This window comes from Rhizobium sp. RSm-3 (genome assembly GCF_001854685.1).
Taxonomy (GTDB): domain Bacteria; phylum Pseudomonadota; class Alphaproteobacteria; order Rhizobiales; family Rhizobiaceae; genus Rhizobium; species Rhizobium ecuadorense.
On record NZ_MAWZ01000009.1, the window covers coordinates 98848 to 119433 of the forward strand.

Here is a 20586-nt window from a genome sequence, read left to right on the forward strand (position 1 = left end):
ATGAAGTTGCTATGGACCCCAAATTCCTGGGAAGACTACGAGTATTGGCAGAAAAACGACCAGAAGATGGTCGAGAAAATCAATGAACTGCTCAAGGATACAAAAAGGTCACCCTTTAAAGGGCTTGGCAAACCGGAGCCACTGAAAGGCGATCTCTCCGGGTTTTGGTCGAGGCGCATCCTCGGAGAGCATCGGCTCGTCTATTGCGTCACAGACAAGGGCTCCAACCAGCAGCTGGAAGTCATCCAGTGCCGATTTCACTACGAAAAATAGTGTCTCGCGCATTGCAGGTGATCGAGATGATCTCGGTTACAGCGGTGCGGCCGAAAGCCCCTTGCCGCTCATTCGGCTCGCGGCCACCGCATAACCGCCTGATGCGCCGTCGATGAAATGCATATGGTCGCGCGAGATCGGCGTCGGCACGAAGCAGGTCATCAGCGCCGAGGCCTGCCGATGCAGGCCGTAGCGGGCAATGCCCTTGGCCCGCGCCGCTTCCAGCAGCGTCTCGATGCGTTTCAGGTGCTCGGCGTCGACATCGACCGTCATTTTCAGACCGTCGTCGAACTTGCGGAAATCGGAATTGCCGGCGACGTCGCGCTTGTAGCGGCGCGCATCAAAGCGGCCAAGCGGCATGCCGAGTTGGTGGAAGACGACGGTGATGGCGAGCTGCAGGACGATGATGAGTTTCTGCCGCAACCGCCGGCCGGCCGGTGCTGTGGCCTTGGCCTCGCGATTGATGCCGTGCAGCGAGAAGGCGAAATTCGGGCCATCGGCCGGCACCGGATGGCTGCCGCGGTTCTGCTCGCCGGTGATGGCGACGATGCCGTTGACGAGCTCGCGGAATTCCTCGCCCGGCCGGCCTTCGCCGGGAACCGCGATGATCGAGACGATCTCGCCGTTCTGCGCATCGATGGGGCTCCAGCGGCAGGAGAGGCCGGTGAGATCGGGGCGTGTTCCGGCCGCGGCGCGCGCAACGGCGTAATGGCCGAGCTTCATCTGTCTCTCCGCCCAGCTAGTGCCGCCGCCCCAGAACATCGCATAGGTGACATGCGGGCTTGCCGAGTATCGTGCGACGCGCACGTCAAAACCCTCGGCGCGGGTGTCGGCGACCGGAACGATGGCGACGCGCAGCATCAGGCCGAGATCCTCCTCGACCCAGACCTGCACGGCGGCAAGGGCCTCGCGCGCCGCCTGCTCCAGCGAGCCCGGAAGCGCGATCAGCGCGCCGTCGCCGCCGAAGACGAAGGGATAATCGCCCTTGCCGACGGCATTGAGGACAGCCGAAATGACGCTGGCGCCCGCCATGTTGACGTCCTTGTACCGGCCGCCGGCGATCGCCTGCGTCGAGCCGACGATATCGGCAAGCGCCAGCACCCACCCGTCCGGCAGCGGCCGGTAATTGGCGGCATCGGTCACGCCCTCGAAGGCGCTGAACAGCGGCACGGCGGCAAAGAATTCTTCGTCGGTCACGGTTTTCATGTCATCCAGCTTAGCACAGACCCATGTTGCCACTGCAACGCCATTTCCCATTTACGGCAATCGACTTGGCAAGGTTTCATGTGTTAGCACGCGCTGACGATTTTTCATCACGGATATGGATTGGATGAGCCGCCTCGACAGCTTCATTCGCCGGTTGACGGCGCAGCGCGACATTTTGAACGCGATCATCGATCTGGTCGGCGAAATCGACGGCCCGGTGCTGGAATTCGGCCTCGGCAACGGCCGCACCTATGATCACCTGCGCGAAAACTTCCCCGGCCGCCGCATTGTCGCCTTCGACTGGGAGGTCCGCTCCTATTCGGCCTCGACGCCGGCGGCGGAGGATATGGTAACCGGCAATATCCGCGAGTCCGGCCAGGCCTTCCTCGGCATCGGCGCCGCCCTTGCCCACGCCGATATCGGCACCGGCCATGACGAGATCGACGCGGTGACGCTCACCTGGCTGCCGCAACTGATGGCCGGCGTGCTCGCCCCCAACGGCATCGCCGTTAGCGGCCTGCCACTGGAGCATGAGGAACTGGTGGCGCTGCCGCTGCCGGAGGGGATCAAGGAAGGGCGGTATTTTCTGTATCGGAGGACATGAGCGATTAGGGGGTAGTCATTCTTTGCTCTCGATAAATGGGCGTTTCAATGGGGCTCACTGAAGCCGTTCGGACGATTTTCAAGCAGAAATACGCAACCTTCTTCGGCAGGGCCTCCCGCGCGGAGTATTGGTGGTTTATGCTATTCCTTGCCCTGTTGCTGTTCGTGCTCGTAATTCTGGCCGGTGGGCTCGTCGTGAGCGGAACCGCGACACCGGTTGAAGCTCTCGCGGTCATTGGTGGATTGTTCATACTCGCAATTTTCTTGCCGCTAACATCTCTGCAGGTCCGCCGCTTCCACGATCGCAACATTTCCGGCTGGTGGTATCTCGCGCTGTGCATCGGCAGCTTAATTCCCTACGTCGGTACCATTGCAGGGATTGCGATCCTTGTGATCAGCGTACTCAAAGGCACAGAGGGGCCAAACAAATTCGGGCCGGATCCGCTGCGTCCCGAGGCGAGAGCAGAGGTTTTTGCGTAGAGCCTGAGCAACATCGGCCCGCTCTGGTGGCAAATGGCCTGCTCTGCAGGCCCGTGCAGAAAATGTGCGAGCACCGGTTCAAAGCTGACTTCTTGCAATTTCTGCGTTTGAATTGTAGCTGTTTTTCATCCGAAATAACTATTGGAACAAGACGGTGGCGAAATCGTCGGTCACCGCGCTGCAAACTGAAATCGGGGCATTTCAAAATGGGGTTTACTGAAGCTATTCGGACTGTTCTGAAGCAGAAATACGCAACCTTTTCCGGCAGGGCCTCCCGCTCGGAATATTGGTGGTTCATGTTGTTCTATTTTCTGGCGCTGTTCGTACTTGGGTTTCTGGCCGGTGTGCTCGCCTTCGCTACCAGCGGAGGCGGAGCCGCGTCACCGGTTAGCTACGCTGTGGTCATCTGCGGATTGGCCATCCTCGCAGTTTTCTTGCCGCTGATATCTCTGACCGTTCGCCGCTTCCATGACCGCAATATTTCCGGCTGGTGGTACCTCGCGATTTTTGTCCTCAGTTTTATTCCTTATGTCGGTATCGTCGCGGGCCTTGCGATCCTTGTCATTTCCGTGCTCCCGGGCACCGAAGGTCCGAACAAGTTCGGTCCCGATCCGCTGCGCCCCGAAGCGCGAGCAGAGGTCTTTGCCTAAAGCATGACCATCCGCAACGCCGGCCTGCTGGTGGCTCTGTTCCTGGTCGCCTCGGCTCCCTTTTCGTCTGCGCAAGCGCAGGACAGCAATCAGCAGGTTGAGGGCGGTGATCTTATAAGGAGCACCGCCGGAGCCGAATATGCGTCGCAGTGCTTGCAGAACGGCCTGCGCTGTACGCTGATCTATGGCGACGCCTCTGCAAAAGACGCACCGGCATCGAATACGACGACATCGTCACCGCAACGCAAGCCATTGTTTATCCCGCGAGAACCGGTCGTCAGCGGTCCACTGGCGGTTGCCGCCGTGCTTGTCGGTCTCATCGTGGTCATCGGATTGTTGATACGCTTCGGCAATGGCGGTGTCCTGCTCTCATCGGCTCCCCGCGACATGAAGCGGCAAGGCGAAGCGCCGGAAAGCTGGCGCACATCAGCCGCGGAGGCTGAGGAAAAGCCGAACGATTTCCTGCAGCGCATTGCGGCCATGGCGGATCGGCGGCAGGCGCTTGTCCTGCTGCTCAGGCATTGCCTGCTGCATGCGGCGGATATCACCGGAACACGGCTTTTCCGCGCCGATACGGAACGCGCCGTTTTCGCCCGGCTGCCGAAAAATATGCCCGAGCGCGAGCGGCTTGCAAATTTCCTGACTGCGGTGGAACTCGTGCATTACGGCGGCCGCAGCGTTGCGGAAAACCATTTCGGCGTCCTTCTCACGACGGCGCGCGACCTGCTTGCAACGGGCAGGTTGGCCCATGCGTAAGTCGGCCCCCGTTTTAATCCTGGTTCTGGTGCTTGCGCTGGTAGCGCTGGCACTCTTCTGGCTGGCGCGGGGCAACGATTTCGACCGCTCGCCGCTCGGCAACAAGGGATTGGAATTGTGGCTGCAGGCCAAGGGAATCCCTGTCATCCGATCCGACCCGCATGTCGCCCGAGCGAGTTCGGAAATCTCGCTGCGCATCGTTCCCCTGTCGATACGCCAAGGCGAGGCTGTCGCACCTAAGGCGGGCGAAGAAACGGATGAGGCGGCGCCGGAAAACTCAGTCCAGGAATCAAGTCGCTACGCGCTGCCGACGCTGATCATTTTGCCGAAATGGCGCGGCAGCGTGTCGACCGATGGTGTTGCCAGCGCAGCGGGGCTGGTTGATCTCGACGACATCCGCGGCGAACTCGACAGGATCGGTTATTCAGATTTGAGTCTCGATCGCAGCGAGAAGGGATTTGAAGAGGCACATCCCCGCCTGAAGCCGGATCAGCCAATCAGCATTGCCTTGTATCACGCACAAACCTTCGATCTGGCGAGCCTGCCGTCCTTCTGCAGGGAGCTTGCAGGCACGCTGACCGGTGCGCTGCTCGTCCATTGCGAGAACCATAATCAAGTCTATCTGCTGTCGGATCCCGACCTGTTGAACAATCATGGACTGGCTCTGGCCGATAACGCCTCCTTTGCCGCTTCGCTTGTCACGCTGTTGCGCGGAGCAGCGGAAAAACGGCCGGTCTATCTGGATACGGCCGGCCTGCCTCTGGACAGCGAGAAGCCGGTTGACGAGGGCAAGTCCTATGAGCGCTCTGCCTCCGATCTCAAGCGGTTTTTCGCCTACCCGCTGTCGGTCATCTGGGGAACGCTGATCGTCGTCGCAGCGATCTGCTTCTGGCGGGGCGCCTATCGCTTCGGGCCGCCTTTGCGCGGAGCATCCGCAAACATCGAGCTGTCGAAGACCGCCGCAATCGACGCCATGGCGCGGCTCTTGCGCCTGTCGGGCAATGACGGGCGGATGGCCGGCCAGTTCGTGCTGCATCTGCTGGCCGACAAGGCGCAGCTACTCTTCGGCTCCGGAGCCGGCAATCAGGCCGGTATAGCGCGGCTGTTTCAACGCCTGGCGCGACAGGACAAGGCAGCAGCGCAAGCCCTGCACGCCGCAGCCGAGGCGCTGATCGAACGCGGACATGTGATGACGCGGGCAGACCTGCACCGCAATCTCGAGACATTCAGAAAATCGCTGAGGAGCTTTGACCTTGGATCTAGGTGAATTTCGCAATCTTATCGCCACCGTTCGCGGCGAAATCGGCAAAGTGGTGCAGGGGCAGGATGCGATCATCGATCTCGTTCTGATCTCGATCTTTGCCGGCGGGCACTGCCTCGTCGAAGGCCCGCCCGGCACGGCCAAGACCCTGCTCGCCCGGTCGGTTTCCGCCGCCATGGCGCTGGTCTATCGCCGCATCCAGTTCACGCCCGACCTGATGCCCGGCGATGTGCTCGGCGTTAATCTCTTCAACTTCCAGACCAATCAGTTCCACCTCACCAAGGGTCCGGTCTTTACCGATATCCTTCTGGCCGATGAGATCAATCGCGCTCCGCCGAAGACGCAATCGGCGCTGCTGCAGGCGATGAACGAGCGGATGGTGACGCTCGACGGAACCGATTATTCCCTGGGACCGGATTTCTTCGTGCTTGCCACGCAAAACCCGATCGAGCAGCAGGGCACCTATCCTCTGCCCGAAGCCCAGCTCGACCGCTTCCTGTTCAAGCTCGTCGTCGATTTTCCCGACCGCGATACGGAAATTGCCATCCTCTCCAAACACGCCAAGCAGGCGCTGCAATCGGATATGCGCAATGCCGGCATCCGCCCGCTCGTCACCAGTGGCGCGCTGGCCGAGGGTCGCGCGCTGATCGATGCGATCCATCTGGACGGCACGATCCTGACCTATGTCGTCGACCTGGTGCGCGCCACCCGCTCCGATGCCGATATTCTCTACGGCGCATCGACGCGCGCCGCCGACGCCCTGGCCGCCGCCGTGCGCGTGCGTGCGGCCTTCGAGGGCCGAGACTACGGCTTGCCTGATGATGTCCAGGCATTGCTGGTGCCGGCGCTTCGCCATCGCATCATTCTCTCGCCTTCGGCCGAAATCGACGGCCGCACACCGGACGAGGTGCTGCGCAACATCATGAACCGCGTGGATGCGCCCCGTTAAATGCGGCCATCCCGGTATCTGATCGCGCTTGTTCTGATTTTGGCGGCGGTGACGGTTTTCGTCAGCGTGTGGTGGCACGATATGGGCTACCTCCTCATCGGCCTGTGGGTCGCGGTTGCGGCATTGACGGCAGGCGATCTGGTCATGTCGGCCCTGTCTGGCCGGATGACGGTGGAATTCGATCTGCCGCCGCAAGGCTTTGTCGGCCACACCGCCGCGTTTACGCTCGCCATCCGGCCGCAGAAGGGTGCGGTGCCTCGGAATATCGAGAGCCGGCTCGATTGCGCGCCCGAGCTTGCCGTCGGCGAAAGCAGATTGGCGAGTGGCACATTGGGCGCGGGAGAAGAACAGACCAGTGCCGCCTTCGATCTTCATCTGACGCGGCGCGGACGATACGCGGTCCATGAGCTGTGGCTGAAATGGCCATCGCGGCTGAAGCTGCTCGATATGGTCGCGCGCATGCCGGTGGGAAAAGAGATCGCCGTGCTGCCCGACATATCGCCGGTGCTGTCGGGAGCGGTCAAGACCCAGATCCTGCCGCTGGAAGCCGGCCAGAAGGATCTGCGGTTGCGCGGCGAAGGATCGGAATTCCATCAGCTGCGTGAATTTGCCAGCGGCATGGATCCGCGCAGCATCGATTGGAAGCGGTCCGCCCGGATGCGCAATCTTGTCGTGCGCGAAATGCGGGCCGAACGAAACCACCAGATCATCCTGTGCGTCGATTCCGGGCGGCTGATGGCCGAACAGCTCGGCGGCTTCTCCAAACTCGATCGCGCCATCAACGCGGCGCTGGCCATGTGCTGGGCCGCGGGACTTGCCGGCGATCTCGTGGGTTTCTACAGTTTCGACAGCCGTCCGCGCCTGTTCGTGCCGGCCTTGCCCGGGAGAACGGCCTTTCCGCGGCTGCAGACGATGTGCGCCGAGCTCAGTTACGAAACCCAGGAGAGCAACCATACGCTGGGACTGACACATCTGTCCGGGCGTTTGAAACGACGGTCGCTGATCGTGATATTCTCCGATTTCGTCGACAGCATCACGGCGGAACTGATGATCGAGAACATCCAGGTGCTCGCCCGGCATCATTTCATCGTCTACGTCGCCCTGCGCGATCCGATGCTGGCAAAGCTGACGGAACCCGAGGAGGTGACGCTGGACGCCGTCGCCCGCTCCGTGGCAGCGCGCCAGATCCTGCAGGAGAGGCGCGCCGTGATGGAAAAGCTGGCGCGTCTCGGCGTACTCTGCCTCGACAGCACGCCGGAGGCACTGACTTCGGATCTCATTGCGCGTTACATCGAAATCAAATCCCGTGAGATGATATGATGGATATCGGTATCGGCGACAGGAGAGATACGGGCGGGGCGGTCAACATCGACGCCATCCAGACCGATATGCTTCGCTCGGCGCGCTTCCGGGTGGAGCGTGAAGCGCACTGGCGTCAGCTTGATGACCTCGTGACGCGGGCCGAAAAGGGTGGCGCGGCAGCGCTTGGTTATGACGAGGTCCGCAATCTCGCCGGCGGCTACAGGCAGGCGATGAACTCGCTGAGCGTGGCGCGCGACATTTCCCTCGATCGCGCGCTGATCGCCTATCTCGAAAGCCTCTGCGCCCGGGCCTATCTGGTCGTCTATGCGCCGCAGGAAAGCCTCGGCGGCCTGCTCACCCGGCTGCTGGTGCAGGGCATCCCGCAGGCAGTGCGCCGATCGGCGCTACCTCTGTTCATCGGTTTCCTGGCGCTGGTTCTGGGCGCGCTTGCCGGCTACAAGCTCTGCAACAGCGACCCGAGCTGGTTCTATACCTTGGTGCCGCCGGGGCTGGCCGACCAGCGCACCCCGGACGCATCGGCCGAATATCTCCGCTCGACGATCTATGGCAATGAAGGGCATGACAGCGACAGGCTGGCCGCCTTTTCCGCCTTTCTGTTTTCCCACAACACCACCATCGCCGTGCTGATTTTCACGCTCGGCATTTTCGTGTCGCTGCCGAGCTTCATCCTGACCTTTTACAACGGCCTGATCCTGGGCGCCTTCTTCGCGATGTTTGCCCGCAAGGGATTGGGTTACGAGGTGTTCGGCTGGCTTTCGATCCACGGCGTGACCGAGCTTGCGGCCATCGCCATTGCCTGTGCCGGCGGCGCAAGGCTTGGCCTTGCCGTTCTTCTGCCGGGTGAACGAACGCGCAGGGAGGCGTTGCGCCACCAGGGGCATGATGCCGTCAAGCTCGCGATCCTGGCGGCGCTGATGCTGATCGTGGCGGCCTTCATCGAAGGCTTCCTGCGCCAGCTGATACAGGATCCGATCTGGCGCCTCGCCGTCGGCTGGGGCATGGGCCTTTTCTGGGTGGGCTGGCTGCTGTTTAGTGGCCGCGACAGCAAAGTTTCGAGTGAGCCTGTGCGATGAACCAGTCAGTCCAGGACAGCAAACGCGTCGAACGGTTCATCCCGCCCGAAGGGGTTCCGATCACTTTCGCGATCGGCTCCATCGGCAGCCGCCTCGGCGCGCAAATCCTCGACATCATCTTCACCAATATCCTCATCTTCATCTGCGCCTTCCTGATCGCTTTCACAGGAATCCTGCCTTCGAACGTCGAGGCGATGCTGATCGTCCTGCTCGGCTTCCTGGTGCGGACCCCCTATTACATTCTCTCTGAGCTCATCTGGAACGGGCGTACGCCCGGAAAAAAGATAACCGGCATCCGCGTCATCAATGCCGGCGGCCGGCGGCTGACGCCGCACCAGGTGACCGCGCGCAACCTGATGAAAGAGGTGGAGATATTTGGCCCGATGAGCCTTCTGGCATCGGTCGCCACGCAGTCGGGCTGGGAAATCGCTTTGACGAGCGCCTGGCTTCTGGTGGTGGTGATCGTTCCCCTCGCCAACCGGCGCCGGCAACGGCTCGGCGACATCATCGCCGGCACGCTGGTGATCGACAATCCGCGCTCCGTGCTTTTGTCCGACCTCGCGCTGTCCGCACCCACCGCCGCCGCGCAGCCGGAGTTCGAATTCCTGCCCGAGCATCTCGATGTTTACGGCAAATATGAGCTGCAGACGCTGGAAGACGTGCTTCGCGACACGACAAAGAACCCCCAGAGCCAAGAGATCGTCCAGATCGTGCGCACCATCACCCGAAGGATCCGCTATCCCGACACCGTCAAGCCCGGCCAGGAACTGCTCTTCCTCAACGAATTCTACCGCGCCCAGCGCGAGCATCTGGAGAGCTTGAAGCTATTCGGAACGCTGCGGGAGAATAAGTATCACGAGCATACGCGGGCAGAGGCGAAGAGGCTTGTGTGAGGCGATTTCGGCACGGAATCTCTAGTTTTTGTGATAGATTCGGCCGTCGCTGAAAAATCTCGGATTTATTGTCGCAAAACTCAAATTTTTGCGGCAGGGCTTTGAGATAATTTGGATAGAGCCCGTGGCTTGCTGAACACTGCGACGGCAGCACAAACGCCGGCAAACTGTAATGCTGCGCCAATCGCCTCCGCAGAAGACGGCAATCGCGCCTCGAAACGGAAGCCGTAGGCGAGGCCGAACACCGTTTCCGCAACGATGAGCTGGGCGGAGAGGGCCAGCGGCAAAAGACGTGACGCGATCACCCAGCACCAGGTCGCAAACCACGAACCGGCCAGCCCCATCAGCAACGCCCACCCGGCGAAACGCAAGACCTCGGAAATAGACGCCGTATCCACCAGATCGAACGACGCCAGCGGCAACAGGAACAGACTGCCGATCGCCGCGCCGATGCCTTGCAGCCCTGTCCATTGCAGCCCGTCAGGCGCGTCGGCTGACTGCATCACGGCCGCATTTGCCAACCCGTAGACGATCCAGATCGCAAGCGCCACGAAGCTGGCGAGGATGCCGAGAGTGATTGTCGCCTTGATAGATGGATCTGCTGTGTGGATCGTCGCGACATTGACGATCGCTACCCCGACCACGATCAGCATCAAAGGCAAGGCGAGAACCTGCCATGGTGCGGAGCGGTCACGGATATTGGCGATAATCGCCAGAAACACCGGCATGGTGCCGATGATGACAGGTGGAATAGCAGCGCCCACGAACTGGACAGCGAAGGCGGCGCTGACAAAGTATCCCACATATCCCGCGCCCCCGAGAAGCAGGCCGACCAGAAGCCGGGACGGCGCCATTCCGGCAGGCCGAAACCGTCGATCGATCATCAGTAGCAGGCAGGCAAGACCGAAGATGCCGTAGCGGGCAATGGTCAAATCCCATGCCGTGAACGGCGCGACGGCGCGTGGGGCGACGAACGTCAGCCCCCACAATGCGCAAGTCGTAAGGCCGGCGATGATCCCAAGCAGCATGATGATCTCCTTTTGGTGACGATCATGCGATGTGATCCGGCAGTTTTATATGGAAAAGCAAAGGATCAGCGATTAACTTCCTCTCTATGTCAAAGGCAAAGGCACCGCATAACCTTCAATCTGGAAACTCGACCCTGGACGAGACCGACGCGCGCATTCTGGCAACGCTCGATTCGGATGCCCGCTTGTCGATGAGCGAGCTTGCCCGCCTCGTTGGCATGTCCGCGCCGAGCGTTTCGGAGCGCGTTCGCAGGCTGGAGGCGACCGGTGTTATCCGGGGTTTTACCGTTGACGTGGATACGCGTGCGATCGGCTATCAGATACGGGCCATGGTGAGGATCAGGCCTTTACCGGGCAAGCTGCACCTGGTCGAAAGGCTCATTCAGGAGCGCCCGGAGTTTGTCGAATGCGACAAGATTACCGGCGACGATCCATTCCTGGCCCGCTTGGTCGTCCATTCGATCGAGCAGATGGACGATGTTCTCGAAGCTCTCTCCGAACACGCCGTCACCAGCACGGCTGTCATCAAGGGCACTTCTGTCAAACGCCGCCTGCCGCCCCTGTAGCAGGGTTAGGTTGTGCTGGCCGATGAGGCTGATCGGATATATAATTTTCAGTCACCGTATTGGCCGGGGGAGAGCCAGATGCGTGAGCTGATCGGAAGCCTTCTCATCTATTTGAGTGCTGCTTTAACCGCCCATGGCGGTCCGCTTCACGAGGCGGTCAAGAGCGGCGATGTGACGGCCATCGCGGCGGCCCTCGATGCCGGCGCCGACATTGAGGAGCAGGACAAGGGAGCCACGCCTCTGTTCCTGGCAATTCGTAGCGGCCATCCCGAAGTCGTGGAATTGCTGATCGAGCGCGGGGCGGGTGTGAACAATCCGTCGGCGATGGGCCTGCCGCTGACCGGCGCCGTCCTGACCAACGCCGTCGACCTCGTGCGGCTGTTGTTGGCGCACGGTGCTGATCCGAATGCCGCCGCGCGGGGCGAACGCATGCTGCACTTCGCGGTCGCGAACGGCTGTCTCGATTGCGTCAAGCTGCTCGTGGAAGCGGGCGCAGACGTCAACGCCGTTTGGACCCGCGGCGACCCCGCCCGTCTCCCGGCCATTGTGACGGCCTACCATCTTGCAAAGCACGACGATCATGCCGACATCGCCGCCTATCTGCTGGAACATGGGGTCACCATTCTGAAACCCGAGCCGATTTCCGCGAAGCTGGCGAAAGGCGACCCGGCAAAGGGCGCGGCGTTCTTTGCCCCCAACTGCTCCTCCTGTCATGCCATCCGTGCGCAAGGTGGACCCACCAGGGGACCCAATCTGTGGAATGTCGTCGGACGCGACAAGGCCTCGACCAAGTTCGACGGCTACTCCAAAACGCTGTCGGCTTGGGAGGGGTCCTGGACGTATGAGGACCTCAATATTTTTCTCGCCGGTCCCACTCTGACAACGCCTGGCGTCGACATGGAAATCCGCGGCGCACCTGACGAAGCCGATCGGCTTGATGTGATCGCCTATCTCAGAACGCTCGCCGACACGCCGGCGCCGCTGCCGTGAATAGCGCGCGCAGCGCCCACGCCCCGTGAGGATGTCGCCGCGTCGCTGCCGTTCCTGTCAATGCGGCGACGCGTGCAAGGCCGATCTTCCGTTCCCGGCCGATATCGTGATCTACTCGGACAAACGGGGCGGGTCGGCATGAGGCTTCTTTTTGAACGCGTTCTTCAACGCGTCCAGGACGACACGAACAGCCGGAACGTCCTTGATCTCCGCGTGCACGACCAACCATAGTTCCCGTACGAGAGCATGTTCGCCCTCGATCCGCTGAAGATCGAAAGGGACCGCGAACTCGGGCAGCATGACGACACCCCCGTCAAGCCTTGCGGCCGCGACCTGAAACTCCAGAACGGATGATCGCAACGCAATTTGGCGGCCGGCGGCCACCTCGTTGAGACGCAATTGCTGCGGCGAGGAATTCATCGCTTCATCGTAGCCGATAAACGTCCATTCGGACGGTGCAACGGTTTCGAGGTAACGCTTCGAAGCGAAGAGGTTGAACGTCAGCTCCTGGAGCTTGGTGATCGAATAGTCGCCATCTTCCGGTCTTGACAGTCGGATCGCGATGTCCGCCTCGCGCCTGTTCAACGACGTAAACCGCTTCTCGCCAACAAGCGTAATCTGCACACCCGGATGATCTCGCCGCATCGCCACGATCGGCTTTGCCAGAAGCACGCTCGAAAGAGCGGGCGGGGCACTGATCCTCACATGTCCGCGCACTTCCGTCGCGCTGCTGCGCCCAATCTGCTCGACCGCGGCAGTCTGCAAGGCAATGACAGCTGCATGCCTGGCAACCTTCTCGCCTTCCAGAGTGAGGAGAATGCGCCGCCCGCGACGGTCGATGAGCTTGCGTTCGAGCGTTGCTTCAAGCGATGAGACGCGCCGACTTATGGTCGCGTGCTCGACGCCGAGCTGCTTTGCTGCGCCTAAAAACGTTCCCGATTGTGCCAGCGCCAGAAAATGCCGCAGGTCGTCCCAATCGAGTTGTGTGAATTTTCTCCCATTCATTGTGAAACAATAGGGAATTTTCACACGCTTGGCCAGCCGCTAGCCTGTGCGCATCAAGGAGATCGAACGATGACAGATCAGATCATAACGTTGAATGCCCCAGGCGACGTCAGCCGGTTTCAGGTACAGGATCATCGTTCCGCTCCTCCCGGTCGCGGCGAGATAGAAATTCGTCATGAAGCGATCGGCACCAATTTCCTGGACGTCTATCATCGCAAGGGTATCTATCCGATGCCCTCCTATCCGGCCGTGATCGGTGCCGAGGCTGCCGGTGTCGTGGCAGCGGTCGGTCCTGACGTGACGGGTTTGCAAGAGGGCGACCGGGTGGCATATGCGGGGCCGCCGGTCGGAGCCTACTGCACGACAAGGACCATTGCCGCTGAAAGAGTGATCAGGCTTCCCGACGCGGTTTCGGCGAAAACGGCTGCGAGCTCGTTGCTCAAGGGCATGACGGCCTACATGCTGCTGAAGAAGACGTGCGATGTTCGCGACGGAAGTCGTATTCTGATCCACGCCGCCGCCGGTGGGCTTGGAAGCATCCTCGTCCGCTGGGCCAAGTCGCTCGATGTCACGGTGATCGGCACCGTCAGCAGTCCCGAAAAGGCAGTGCTCGCCAAGTCCTTCGGCGCGGATCATCTCGTCGTCGGGCGAGGGGCCGATATCGTCGCCGAGGTCCAACGGCTCACGAATGGCAACGGCGTTGACGTCGCCATTGACGGAATTGGCGGCGATATGCTGGTCAAAAGCCTTCGTTCGGTCCGGGCCTTCGGGATGGCTGTGACCATCGGGCAAGCCGCCGGTCCGGTCCCACCGGTTCCGGTCGAGGAGCTTCGGCCCGGCAAGTCGCTCTCTCATCCGAGCATCATGGCCTGGTGCGCCGATGTCGCAAGATACCACGAGGCGGCGCAGGCGGCAGTCGAGGCCATGGAAGCAGGGATCGTCTGCCAGATCGCCGCGGAATTCAGCCTGGCAGATGTTGCAAGAGCACATATCGAATTGGAGTCCGGGCGGGCCGCAGGCAGTATTTTGCTGATACCTTAGCGCATGGGGCGCAAAGGTGTGTTTGGCGATGACAATATGCGATCACCGTTGTGTCCGCCTACAGCACGGAACCGACATCAGATCGGAGGTCGGAACTATCGCGACAGCTGCGATGCCAGGAAATCGGCTGCGTTCTGGCGTGCTGTCGCAGCGTTTGGGCTTGTCGATCTCAGGAAAAAATCGTGCGCGCCGGCTTCATAAACATCGAGGGCAACAGGCCCTTCCAAGCCGTTGTGCCGTCCGTTGCAGTTCTCGGCCGATCGACAAGGGAAACGTACGATCAGCACTTCCCCAGATGAGCAGCAAGGGCGGCAATGAACGGACAGGCTGCGAATAGCCGTTCGGGAAGCCGCCATCGACCAGCACCAGGGCGTCTATATCGGCGCGTCCAACCGTAGCGGCCGAAGCGATTTGCGCGCCAAGGGAGATTCCGAGAACGCCTACCTTGCCGCCGTGGCCCGATTGCCCCTCAACATAGGCGGCCACGGCCTGAACGGCCGACGTCCACTCCGGCAACCGTTGCGCATAAAAATCGCTCCGCGCCCGTGCGCTGCTCGCTGCTGCGATAGTGTCGAGGTCGGCTGCCGACAGGATATGAACGAGATAGGCATTCAAACCCGCAGCCCGGAACGTCTGGCCAGTCTCATCATAAGCGGCCGCTGCAAAGCCCTTGCTGCCGCTCAAGATCAGAACAGCCGGGCATATTGTCTTCGCGCAGCTCCCGAAGCTCTCGACCAGGATCCGGCCGCCCGGCGTCGGTACGGTGAATTGCTGCCGGGATGCAGCATGAGCATTGTCAAACATATAAGCGAGAAAAACGAGGACGCAGGAAAACAAGCGCATTTTGCTTCTGAACTCTACCAAGTTGCGAAAGTCAGGAAGTTTACTGGCGTTGCAACGATTGCTTGGCCAATGCCGTAAGGTGGTGGACGGCATCAATGACACAAGAAGCCGCCTCTACGGCAAAAACAGCACGTTATACTGATCAAACTCCCCCGGCAGATCCCGCACCTTCATCTCCTCCTCGCGGTCCTCGAAGAGGACGAGGCAATCCTCATAGTAGACGGCGAGCATGGAGATGAAGGCTCTCGTGCCCTCGGCTCCGTAGAACAGCGGCGTGAACTCCATGTGGAGCGGCACGCGGCGGGAAAGCAGGGGCTGCATCGAGCGGCAGGCGATCGGCTCGTAGCCTTCGATATCCATCCAGACGAAACCGATTGCTTCAGGGTCGCTCACGGTTCGGCAGAATGTTGCCTTTCAGTATTTTCTATAAGGGATTGCAAGGCAACGTACCCGCGGGCTTTTGATTCCGATAGTATTATCGCGGTCTCTTTCAAGGAGACCCTTCCGCCTTGTTGAAGATAAGCGAGAGCTATCGTTTGATCGATCACGGGGTCTGCCCCACAGGTTTTGTCAAAAATGTACCCAACCATAACGGCGTCGGGAATTTCTCCAACTTCGATTACTGGCCCGCCGGTCGCAGACTTTAGTGTTCCGTTGTCAGCAATGATGCATTTTGGGTATTCTGCAGTCCTATGATAAAGGTAAGCTTTGAAAAAATATCCTGCGAATGTTCCAACAAGAATTGCTGAGGTTGTCTTGAGTAAATTCGCAATTATCATTGTCCAAACCTAGATTCGTCCCAGTTGTAGTAATGATATTAAGAAAGGTCGATAATTTATATTGAATCGATCCCCGGTTTGACGATTTAATGCCGTAATCGCTTGCGTATACGGATCTTGTTATGTTGCCAGCAGCATCTACATCTGTAACAATTGCGGAATGTCCGGATGCCCATAACGCTTACCCCAATCTGGGCCGCTCTTAATCAATACGTTGCAGCCCGTTCAAAATTCGCTCTACGGCAAAAACAGCACGTTATACTGATCAAACTCCCCCGGCAGATCGCGCACCTTCATCTCCACCTCGCGGTCCTCGAACAGCACGAGGCAGTCCTCGTAGTAGCCGGCAAGCATGGAGATGAAGGCTTTCGTTCCCTCTGGTCCATAGAACAGCGGCGTGAACTCCATGTGGAGCGGCACGCGGCGGGAAAGCAGGGGCTGCATCGAGCGGCAGGCGACCGGCTCATAGCCTTCGATATCCATCCAGACGAGGCCGATTGCTCCAGGGTCGATCGAGAGGCCGGCGAGGATCTCGGAGACCGGCTTCACGGGCACGCTGATCTTCCTGTCGGTCGGGCTCTGGCGGAGGGCGCTGCTCTTGCCGTGATTGTTGCGGTTCAAAAAAAAGTCGATCTCGCCTTCACTCTCGCCGGCGGCGCAATTGACGAGGCGGACCTTTTCCGTGAGCCGGTTCTGGCGGATGTTGAGTTCAAGCAGCGGGAAATTGCGCGGGTCGGGCTCGATGCTGACGATCCCGGCATAGGTGCCGCTCAAGGCGAAATAGACGGTCTGGGTGCCGATATTGCCGCCGATCTCGAGCAGCGTCGCGTCTTTTCTCAGCAGGCCGCGCTCGCGCAGGATGGCGATCAGCCGGTCGACGGCGTCGCGCTCGAAATGGCCCTTCCGGAAGACCTTGCGGCCGATATAGTCGGAAGGCGAGAAAGTCATCAGATGGTCGCCGGCATCGACCGTCATCGAGACGACGCGCGGGCCGATATTTTCGATCAGCAGCCGCCGGCCGAAACGGGTGTCGAAGAAGCGCGAGGCGGCGGCATTACGCGCCTTGCGCAGCCGGCGGCTCCAATATTTGGCGGTCAGCCACGGTGTGCCGGGCATCAGTCTTTTCCTTCGAGCGGTTCTGCCGCTTTCTCTCTCGGAATGACATAGACTTTCAAGGGCAGGGCGCGGCCGCGCACGCTGATGTCGCGGCTTTCGATGCCGGAAAGATCGGCGCCGGAAAGCGTCGCCACCGGCTCGGAGATGACGATCGCCGCTTCGAATTCCTTGGCCGCACTTTCCAGCCGGCTCGCGACATTGACGGTATCGCCGATCGCCGTCATGCTGCGCACCCGGCCATAGCCCATCGTGCCGACCACGGCCGGGCCGGTGTGAATGCCGATCGCGATGCGCAGCGGCAGCGCCAGTTCCTCGGCGAGTTCGGCGGCCAGTTTCTCGATCTCGGCGACAATCGCCGCGGCCGCCTTGAGCGCCTGACGGCAGGCCTCTTCCGGCGCGGTGTTGAGGCCGAAGAGCGCCATGGCGCCGTCGCCGATGAACTTGTCGAGCCGCCCGCCTGCCTGCTCCACCGCCTTGCCGATGATGGCGAAATAGCGGTTCAGCAGGAAGACGACGTCGAAGGGCAGGCGCGTTTCCGTCAGCGTGGTGAAATGGCGGATATCGACGAAGAGCACGGCGATCTCGCGCTCGCGCCCCGGGCTGGTCTCCTGGCTGTTGACGGGAAGGGTCGCTTCGAGCGCCGGCACCAGCAGCGGCGCCACCGCGACATCGCGGTTCGGGCGAAGCTGGCAGGCAAGCCGCACATCCGGACCGGCATTGATGCGCCTCAGCGTCGTCTGCTCCATCTTGTCGGGGACAGGTAGATTTTCGTAGTCGCCGAGGATCTGCACCCGGCAGGTGGAGCACTGGCCCTTGCCGCCGCAGACGGCATAATGCGGCAGGCCGCCGAGCCGGCTTGCCTCCAGCACCGAGAAGCCGCGCGGCACACGGATCACCTCGCCGCCCGGATAATGCACGGCGACCTGATCGAGACGCTCCTTCAGCTTGCGCCGGGCGCGGGCGGCGACGACGATCAGCAGCGAGGCCGAGAAGGCGCCGTAGAGCCCGGCGCGGATTGTCGAGACCTCACGGTGGACTTCCGGGTTCGAGGCGTAACGGGCATTGACCGTCGCCTTATAGGGGCTGTTGGCGATTGCCTGCTGATAGGACGGGTCGGCGAGTGTGCGGCCCATTTCGACGAAGCCGAGCAGCGAGAGCACCGGCACGAGGATCGCCAGCGCCAGCAGCAGCGGCGCCAGGCCCGGGTACCAGGGGCGGTAGCGCAGCCAGAAATGCAGGCCGATGCAGCCGTGGATCCAGACGGCGACGAGACCGAATGCCTGCCGCAAGCCGTTCGCCGGCGCCCTGATCCACAGCGAGCCGACGACCGTCTCGTAGTCATCGATATAGCCATAGAGTTCGTGGGCGATGCGCGTGCCGATGACGTGATCGATGAGGAGCAGCGGGATCAGCAGGCCGAGCACGATCTGCGCCATCTCGCCCTTTGGCATGACCAGGCTGCGGCGCATATAGATGGCGCGCAGCACCAGCGCCATGTGGGTGAGAACCGACGAATAGAAAATGGCGGTCCCGAGAGGATTGCGCCAGATCGCCATGAACAGCCGGGCGGCTTTATCGGCGGCGGAGACTGAAATCAGGCCGATCGCATGGTTCGACAAATGCATGAGGACGAAGACGAAAATGACGAGGCCGGAACCGAGCCTCGCCCTTCTGATCGTACGCTCCGAAAAAATCCCTGTGGCCGAGACCGTCGTCATTCATTCCCGTTCTTGTCGATGCAACCGCAGGCTCATAGAAATTGAGAAAGAGGCGGAATTGCTTCCATCGCGATCACATTCCATATGCTTATGCGCAAGTTTTAGGGAAATGGACAATAGCGGAGTTTCGCCCGCGGCCATGCCGGTTGGAAACACTGTGTCTTCATGTGAGGGTTATGCATGCGGGTGGCTTTCTACGCGCCGATGAAATCGCCGAACCATCCGGTGCCGTCGGGCGACCGGCTGATGGCGCGGCTGTTGATCCGGGCGCTGGAGCTTGCCGGCCATGAGGTCGAGGTCGTCTCGGAATTCCGCACCTATGCCGCGACACCGGAAGCCGCAGCCGTGCTCGAACCGGCGATCGCTGCCGAGCTGCAGCGGCTGCGGAAAAAATGGGCATCAGTGCCGCGGCCCCATCTCTGGTTCTGCTACCATCCCTATTACAAATCGCCCGATCCGTTCGGGCCTGTGATCTCCGCCGAATTCGCCATTCCCTATGTCACCGCCGAAGCCTCCTATGCGGCCAAACGCGACAGCACCGGCTGGGCGGCTCAGCAGAAGCGCGTGGGCGCGGCAATCCTGCAGGCGGCGGTCAATATCAGCTTCACCGGGCGCGATGACGCCGGGCTTGCGGCCGCCTTTCCGCAGGCGCGGCTTGCTCGTCTGAACCCCTTCATCGACACGGCGCTGTTCGAGACGGTGTCGCCGGCGCCCGATCCGCTGCGTCTGATGGTGGTGGCGATGATGCGGGCAGGGGACAAGATGGAGAGTTATGCAATGCTTGCAAAAGCGCTGCGGCTGATCGAGGACCGGCCCTGGACGCTTGCCGTCATCGGCGATGGCCCGATGCGCCGGGAGGTGCAGGCGCTGTTTGCCGCCGTTCCCGCCGACCGCATCGAGTGGCTGGGAGAGCGGGATGGGGCTGAGATTGCCGGCCTGCTCGGGCGCGGCGGCCTCTATGTCTGGCCGGGCTGCGGCGAGGCTTACGGCCTTGCCTATCTTGAGGCCCAGGCTGCCGGCCTGCCCGTCGTCGCGCAGGAAACGGCAGGGGTGCCTGCGGTGGTCGAGGCTGGGGTGACCGGCCTGCTGACACGGGATGGTGATGTCGCCGCCTATGCCGCGGCCGTGGCTGCCCTGCTGGACGACGGGGAGAGGCGCGGCGCCATGGGGCAGGCGGCACGCAGCTTCGTGCTCGATCAACGCTCGCTGGCGATTGCGGCCGAGCGGCTGGACGGAATTTTGCGAGCCAATGCGGCAACAGGAGTAAGGCAATGACCGACAGGACGAGCTGGGAGCCGCTGCGCCGCGAACTCGACCGCTGGCAGGCCGCCGGCCGCGTGGCCCGCTTCTGGCTGCGCGACGACGATGCGATCGAGCCGACGCCTGATCTGGAGAGGCTGCTGGCATCGTCGGGCGAGAACGAGGTCCCACTGACCCTTGCCGTCATTCCCGGCCTGACGGGCGAGGCACTGGCGGCGCGGCTGGCGGAAGAAGCAGTGTCAGCGTCGCGGTGCACGGCTGGTCGCATACGAACCATGCCGGGCCGGAGCGGAAAAAGCAGGAACTCGGTGGCGACCGGCCGGCGGAAATCGTGCTCGGCGAGCTGGGCGAGGGGGTCCGGCTGCTGCAGCGGCTCCATCCGGCTCGCTTCCTGCCGGTGCTGGTGCCGCCGTGGAACCGGATCGACGCCACCCTCATCCCGGCGCTGCCGGACCTCGGTTTTACCGCGCTTTCGGTCTATGGGCGGGCAAGGCAGGGCGGGCCGATACCGCTTCTCAACACCCATGTCGATATCATCGATTGGCACGGCACGCGCGGCGGGCGGAGCGAGGCGGAGCTGGTGGCCGAGCTGGTGGCGGAGCTGCGCGACCGGTTTGCCGGCAGCGACGAGCCGATCGGCGTGCTCACCCACCATCTGGTGCATGACGCGGCCGCCTGGGATTTCCTGTCGGCCCTGTTTACGGCGACCGGCCGGCATCCTGCCGTCCACTGGTCGGCGGCATCGGCACTTCTCAAGCCGTGAGGCTTGCCAT

The 20586-nt window shown here is 61.5% G+C and carries 21 protein-coding genes and 2 pseudogenes; 15 read left to right on the forward strand and 8 right to left on the reverse strand.

Annotation, left to right across the window (positions count from 1 at the left end):
* Nucleotides 1–273 carry a Txe/YoeB family addiction module toxin gene (locus BBJ66_RS11635; protein ID WP_071087095.1) on the forward strand — a complete coding sequence of 91 codons (273 nt, stop codon included), beginning with the start codon at nucleotides 1–3 and terminating at the stop codon, nucleotides 271–273.
* Nucleotides 274–309: 36 nt separating this feature from the next.
* Here the strand turns inward: BBJ66_RS11635 and BBJ66_RS11640 are convergent, their stop codons facing one another.
* A complete protein-coding gene (locus tag BBJ66_RS11640; RefSeq protein ID WP_049732606.1) occupies nucleotides 310–1479 on the reverse strand; it encodes a DUF3095 domain-containing protein in 1170 nt (389 codons plus the stop codon).
* Between the two features lie 124 nt (nucleotides 1480–1603).
* Between BBJ66_RS11640 and BBJ66_RS11645 the strand changes: the two genes are divergently transcribed.
* From BBJ66_RS11645 to BBJ66_RS11685, 9 genes are all read left to right on the forward strand, one after another.
* The gene (locus tag BBJ66_RS11645; protein WP_071087097.1) at nucleotides 1604–2083 is read left to right on the forward strand and encodes a class I SAM-dependent methyltransferase; all 480 of its coding nucleotides are present in this window, start codon (nucleotides 1604–1606) and stop codon (nucleotides 2081–2083) included.
* A 47-nt stretch (nucleotides 2084–2130) separates the two neighbouring features.
* Nucleotides 2131–2562, forward strand: a complete 432-nt coding sequence (locus BBJ66_RS11650; RefSeq protein ID WP_071087192.1) for a DUF805 domain-containing protein — start codon at nucleotides 2131–2133, stop codon at nucleotides 2560–2562.
* Nucleotides 2563–2768: 206 nt separating this feature from the next.
* Nucleotides 2769–3212 (forward strand): DUF805 domain-containing protein, encoded by a 444-nt coding sequence (locus tag BBJ66_RS11655; RefSeq protein ID WP_071087099.1) that lies wholly within the window; start codon nucleotides 2769–2771, stop codon nucleotides 3210–3212.
* 3 nt (nucleotides 3213–3215) lie between these two features.
* Complete coding sequence (locus tag BBJ66_RS11660) at nucleotides 3216–3968, forward strand: hypothetical protein (RefSeq protein WP_071087101.1); 753 nt, start codon at nucleotides 3216–3218, stop codon at nucleotides 3966–3968.
* Nucleotides 3961–5235: a hypothetical protein gene (locus BBJ66_RS11665; RefSeq protein WP_071087103.1), complete on the forward strand. Its 1275-nt coding sequence runs from the start codon at nucleotides 3961–3963 to the stop codon at nucleotides 5233–5235. Before BBJ66_RS11660 ends, BBJ66_RS11665 begins: the two co-directional genes overlap by 8 nt.
* Nucleotides 5222–6178 (forward strand): AAA family ATPase, encoded by a 957-nt coding sequence (locus BBJ66_RS11670; protein ID WP_071087104.1) that lies wholly within the window; start codon nucleotides 5222–5224, stop codon nucleotides 6176–6178. The genes BBJ66_RS11665 and BBJ66_RS11670 overlap by 14 nt, the downstream gene beginning before the upstream one ends.
* Complete coding sequence (locus BBJ66_RS11675; protein WP_071087106.1) at nucleotides 6179–7498, forward strand: DUF58 domain-containing protein; 1320 nt, start codon at nucleotides 6179–6181, stop codon at nucleotides 7496–7498. It abuts the gene before it with no gap.
* On the forward strand, nucleotides 7498–8574 hold the full coding sequence (locus tag BBJ66_RS11680) for a stage II sporulation protein M (RefSeq protein ID WP_071087108.1): 1077 nt from the start codon (nucleotides 7498–7500) through the stop codon (nucleotides 8572–8574). The genes BBJ66_RS11675 and BBJ66_RS11680 overlap by 1 nt, the downstream gene beginning before the upstream one ends.
* Nucleotides 8571–9467 carry an RDD family protein gene (locus BBJ66_RS11685; protein WP_071087110.1) on the forward strand — a complete coding sequence of 299 codons (897 nt, stop codon included), beginning with the start codon at nucleotides 8571–8573 and terminating at the stop codon, nucleotides 9465–9467. Before BBJ66_RS11680 ends, BBJ66_RS11685 begins: the two co-directional genes overlap by 4 nt.
* An 80-nt stretch (nucleotides 9468–9547) precedes the next feature.
* Here the strand turns inward: BBJ66_RS11685 and BBJ66_RS11690 are convergent, their stop codons facing one another.
* Nucleotides 9548–10495, reverse strand: a complete 948-nt coding sequence (locus tag BBJ66_RS11690; RefSeq protein WP_071087112.1) for a DMT family transporter — start codon at nucleotides 10493–10495, stop codon at nucleotides 9548–9550.
* Nucleotides 10496–10581: 86 nt separating this feature from the next.
* On the opposite strand from BBJ66_RS11690, the gene BBJ66_RS11695 reads away from it, so the two are divergent.
* Both BBJ66_RS11695 and BBJ66_RS11700 read left to right on the forward strand, forming a co-directional pair.
* Nucleotides 10582–11061 carry an Lrp/AsnC family transcriptional regulator gene (locus tag BBJ66_RS11695; protein WP_071087114.1) on the forward strand — a complete coding sequence of 160 codons (480 nt, stop codon included), beginning with the start codon at nucleotides 10582–10584 and terminating at the stop codon, nucleotides 11059–11061.
* Between the two features lie 78 nt (nucleotides 11062–11139).
* Nucleotides 11140–12051, forward strand: a complete 912-nt coding sequence (locus tag BBJ66_RS11700) for an ankyrin repeat domain-containing protein (RefSeq protein ID WP_049732603.1) — start codon at nucleotides 11140–11142, stop codon at nucleotides 12049–12051.
* Nucleotides 12052–12162: 111 nt separating this feature from the next.
* On the opposite strand, the gene BBJ66_RS11705 is transcribed toward BBJ66_RS11700, so the two are convergent.
* Entirely contained in the window at nucleotides 12163–13056 is an 894-nt protein-coding gene (locus tag BBJ66_RS11705) for a LysR family transcriptional regulator (protein ID WP_071087116.1), read from the reverse strand.
* A 69-nt stretch (nucleotides 13057–13125) separates the two neighbouring features.
* Between BBJ66_RS11705 and BBJ66_RS11710 the strand changes: the two genes are divergently transcribed.
* Nucleotides 13126–14097, forward strand: a complete 972-nt coding sequence (locus BBJ66_RS11710) for a quinone oxidoreductase family protein (RefSeq protein ID WP_071087118.1) — start codon at nucleotides 13126–13128, stop codon at nucleotides 14095–14097.
* Between the two features lie 195 nt (nucleotides 14098–14292).
* On the opposite strand, the gene BBJ66_RS11715 is transcribed toward BBJ66_RS11710, so the two are convergent.
* From BBJ66_RS11715 to BBJ66_RS11730, 5 genes and pseudogenes are all read right to left on the reverse strand, one after another.
* Nucleotides 14293–14940 carry an alpha/beta hydrolase gene (locus tag BBJ66_RS11715; protein WP_244511658.1) on the reverse strand — a complete coding sequence of 216 codons (648 nt, stop codon included), beginning with the start codon at nucleotides 14938–14940 and terminating at the stop codon, nucleotides 14293–14295.
* A 114-nt stretch (nucleotides 14941–15054) separates the two neighbouring features.
* Nucleotides 15055–15327: pseudogene (locus BBJ66_RS11720) on the reverse strand (FkbM family methyltransferase); the annotation flags it as partial.
* Nucleotides 15328–15329: 2 nt separating this feature from the next.
* Nucleotides 15330–15719: a hypothetical protein gene (locus BBJ66_RS34585; protein WP_128146172.1), complete on the reverse strand. Its 390-nt coding sequence runs from the start codon at nucleotides 15717–15719 to the stop codon at nucleotides 15330–15332.
* Nucleotides 15720–15956: 237 nt separating this feature from the next.
* Nucleotides 15957–16835 (reverse strand): FkbM family methyltransferase, encoded by an 879-nt coding sequence (locus BBJ66_RS11725; protein ID WP_049732598.1) that lies wholly within the window; start codon nucleotides 16833–16835, stop codon nucleotides 15957–15959.
* Entirely contained in the window at nucleotides 16835–18553 is a 1719-nt protein-coding gene (locus BBJ66_RS11730) for an adenylate/guanylate cyclase domain-containing protein (protein WP_049732597.1), read from the reverse strand. Before BBJ66_RS11730 ends, BBJ66_RS11725 begins: the two co-directional genes overlap by 1 nt.
* Before the next feature lie 180 nt (nucleotides 18554–18733).
* On the opposite strand from BBJ66_RS11730, the gene BBJ66_RS11735 reads away from it, so the two are divergent.
* Entirely contained in the window at nucleotides 18734–19828 is a 1095-nt protein-coding gene (locus tag BBJ66_RS11735; RefSeq protein WP_049732596.1) for a glycosyltransferase family 4 protein, read from the forward strand.
* Nucleotides 19825–20576 (forward strand): annotated as a pseudogene (locus BBJ66_RS11740) (polysaccharide deacetylase family protein). Before BBJ66_RS11735 ends, BBJ66_RS11740 begins: the two are co-directional and overlap by 4 nt.
* Nucleotides 20577–20586: the final 10 nt, after the last annotated feature.

What these genes read in the sequence shown, in the direction of transcription:
- BBJ66_RS11640 (WP_049732606.1), bottom strand. Translation starts at nt 1,479, where the DNA reads ATGAAAACCGTGACCGACGAAGAATTCTTTGCCGCCGTGCCGCTGTTC.
- BBJ66_RS11645 (WP_071087097.1), top strand. Translation starts at nt 1,604, where the DNA reads ATGAGCCGCCTCGACAGCTTCATTCGCCGGTTGACGGCGCAGCGCGAC.
- BBJ66_RS11655 (WP_071087099.1), top strand. Translation starts at nt 2,769, where the DNA reads ATGGGGTTTACTGAAGCTATTCGGACTGTTCTGAAGCAGAAATACGCA.
- BBJ66_RS11695 (WP_071087114.1), top strand. Translation starts at nt 10,582, where the DNA reads ATGTCAAAGGCAAAGGCACCGCATAACCTTCAATCTGGAAACTCGACC.
- BBJ66_RS11710 (WP_071087118.1), top strand. Translation starts at nt 13,126, where the DNA reads ATGACAGATCAGATCATAACGTTGAATGCCCCAGGCGACGTCAGCCGG.
- BBJ66_RS11705 (WP_071087116.1), bottom strand. Translation starts at nt 13,056, where the DNA reads ATGAATGGGAGAAAATTCACACAACTCGATTGGGACGACCTGCGGCAT.
- BBJ66_RS11725 (WP_049732598.1), bottom strand. Translation starts at nt 16,835, where the DNA reads ATGCCCGGCACACCGTGGCTGACCGCCAAATATTGGAGCCGCCGGCTG.
- BBJ66_RS11660 (WP_071087101.1), top strand. Translation starts at nt 3,216, where the DNA reads ATGACCATCCGCAACGCCGGCCTGCTGGTGGCTCTGTTCCTGGTCGCC.
- BBJ66_RS11730 (WP_049732597.1), bottom strand. Translation starts at nt 18,553, where the DNA reads ATGACGACGGTCTCGGCCACAGGGATTTTTTCGGAGCGTACGATCAGA.
- BBJ66_RS34585 (WP_128146172.1), bottom strand. Translation starts at nt 15,719, where the DNA reads ATGATAATTGCGAATTTACTCAAGACAACCTCAGCAATTCTTGTTGGA.
- BBJ66_RS11680 (WP_071087108.1), top strand. Translation starts at nt 7,498, where the DNA reads ATGGATATCGGTATCGGCGACAGGAGAGATACGGGCGGGGCGGTCAAC.
- BBJ66_RS11665 (WP_071087103.1), top strand. Translation starts at nt 3,961, where the DNA reads ATGCGTAAGTCGGCCCCCGTTTTAATCCTGGTTCTGGTGCTTGCGCTG.
- BBJ66_RS11690 (WP_071087112.1), bottom strand. Translation starts at nt 10,495, where the DNA reads ATGCTGCTTGGGATCATCGCCGGCCTTACGACTTGCGCATTGTGGGGG.
- BBJ66_RS11700 (WP_049732603.1), top strand. Translation starts at nt 11,140, where the DNA reads ATGCGTGAGCTGATCGGAAGCCTTCTCATCTATTTGAGTGCTGCTTTA.
- BBJ66_RS11650 (WP_071087192.1), top strand. Translation starts at nt 2,131, where the DNA reads ATGGGGCTCACTGAAGCCGTTCGGACGATTTTCAAGCAGAAATACGCA.
- BBJ66_RS11675 (WP_071087106.1), top strand. Translation starts at nt 6,179, where the DNA reads ATGCGGCCATCCCGGTATCTGATCGCGCTTGTTCTGATTTTGGCGGCG.
- BBJ66_RS11635 (WP_071087095.1), top strand. Translation starts at nt 1, where the DNA reads ATGAAGTTGCTATGGACCCCAAATTCCTGGGAAGACTACGAGTATTGG.
- BBJ66_RS11735 (WP_049732596.1), top strand. Translation starts at nt 18,734, where the DNA reads ATGCGGGTGGCTTTCTACGCGCCGATGAAATCGCCGAACCATCCGGTG.
- BBJ66_RS11715 (WP_244511658.1), bottom strand. Translation starts at nt 14,940, where the DNA reads ATGCGCTTGTTTTCCTGCGTCCTCGTTTTTCTCGCTTATATGTTTGAC.
- BBJ66_RS11685 (WP_071087110.1), top strand. Translation starts at nt 8,571, where the DNA reads ATGAACCAGTCAGTCCAGGACAGCAAACGCGTCGAACGGTTCATCCCG.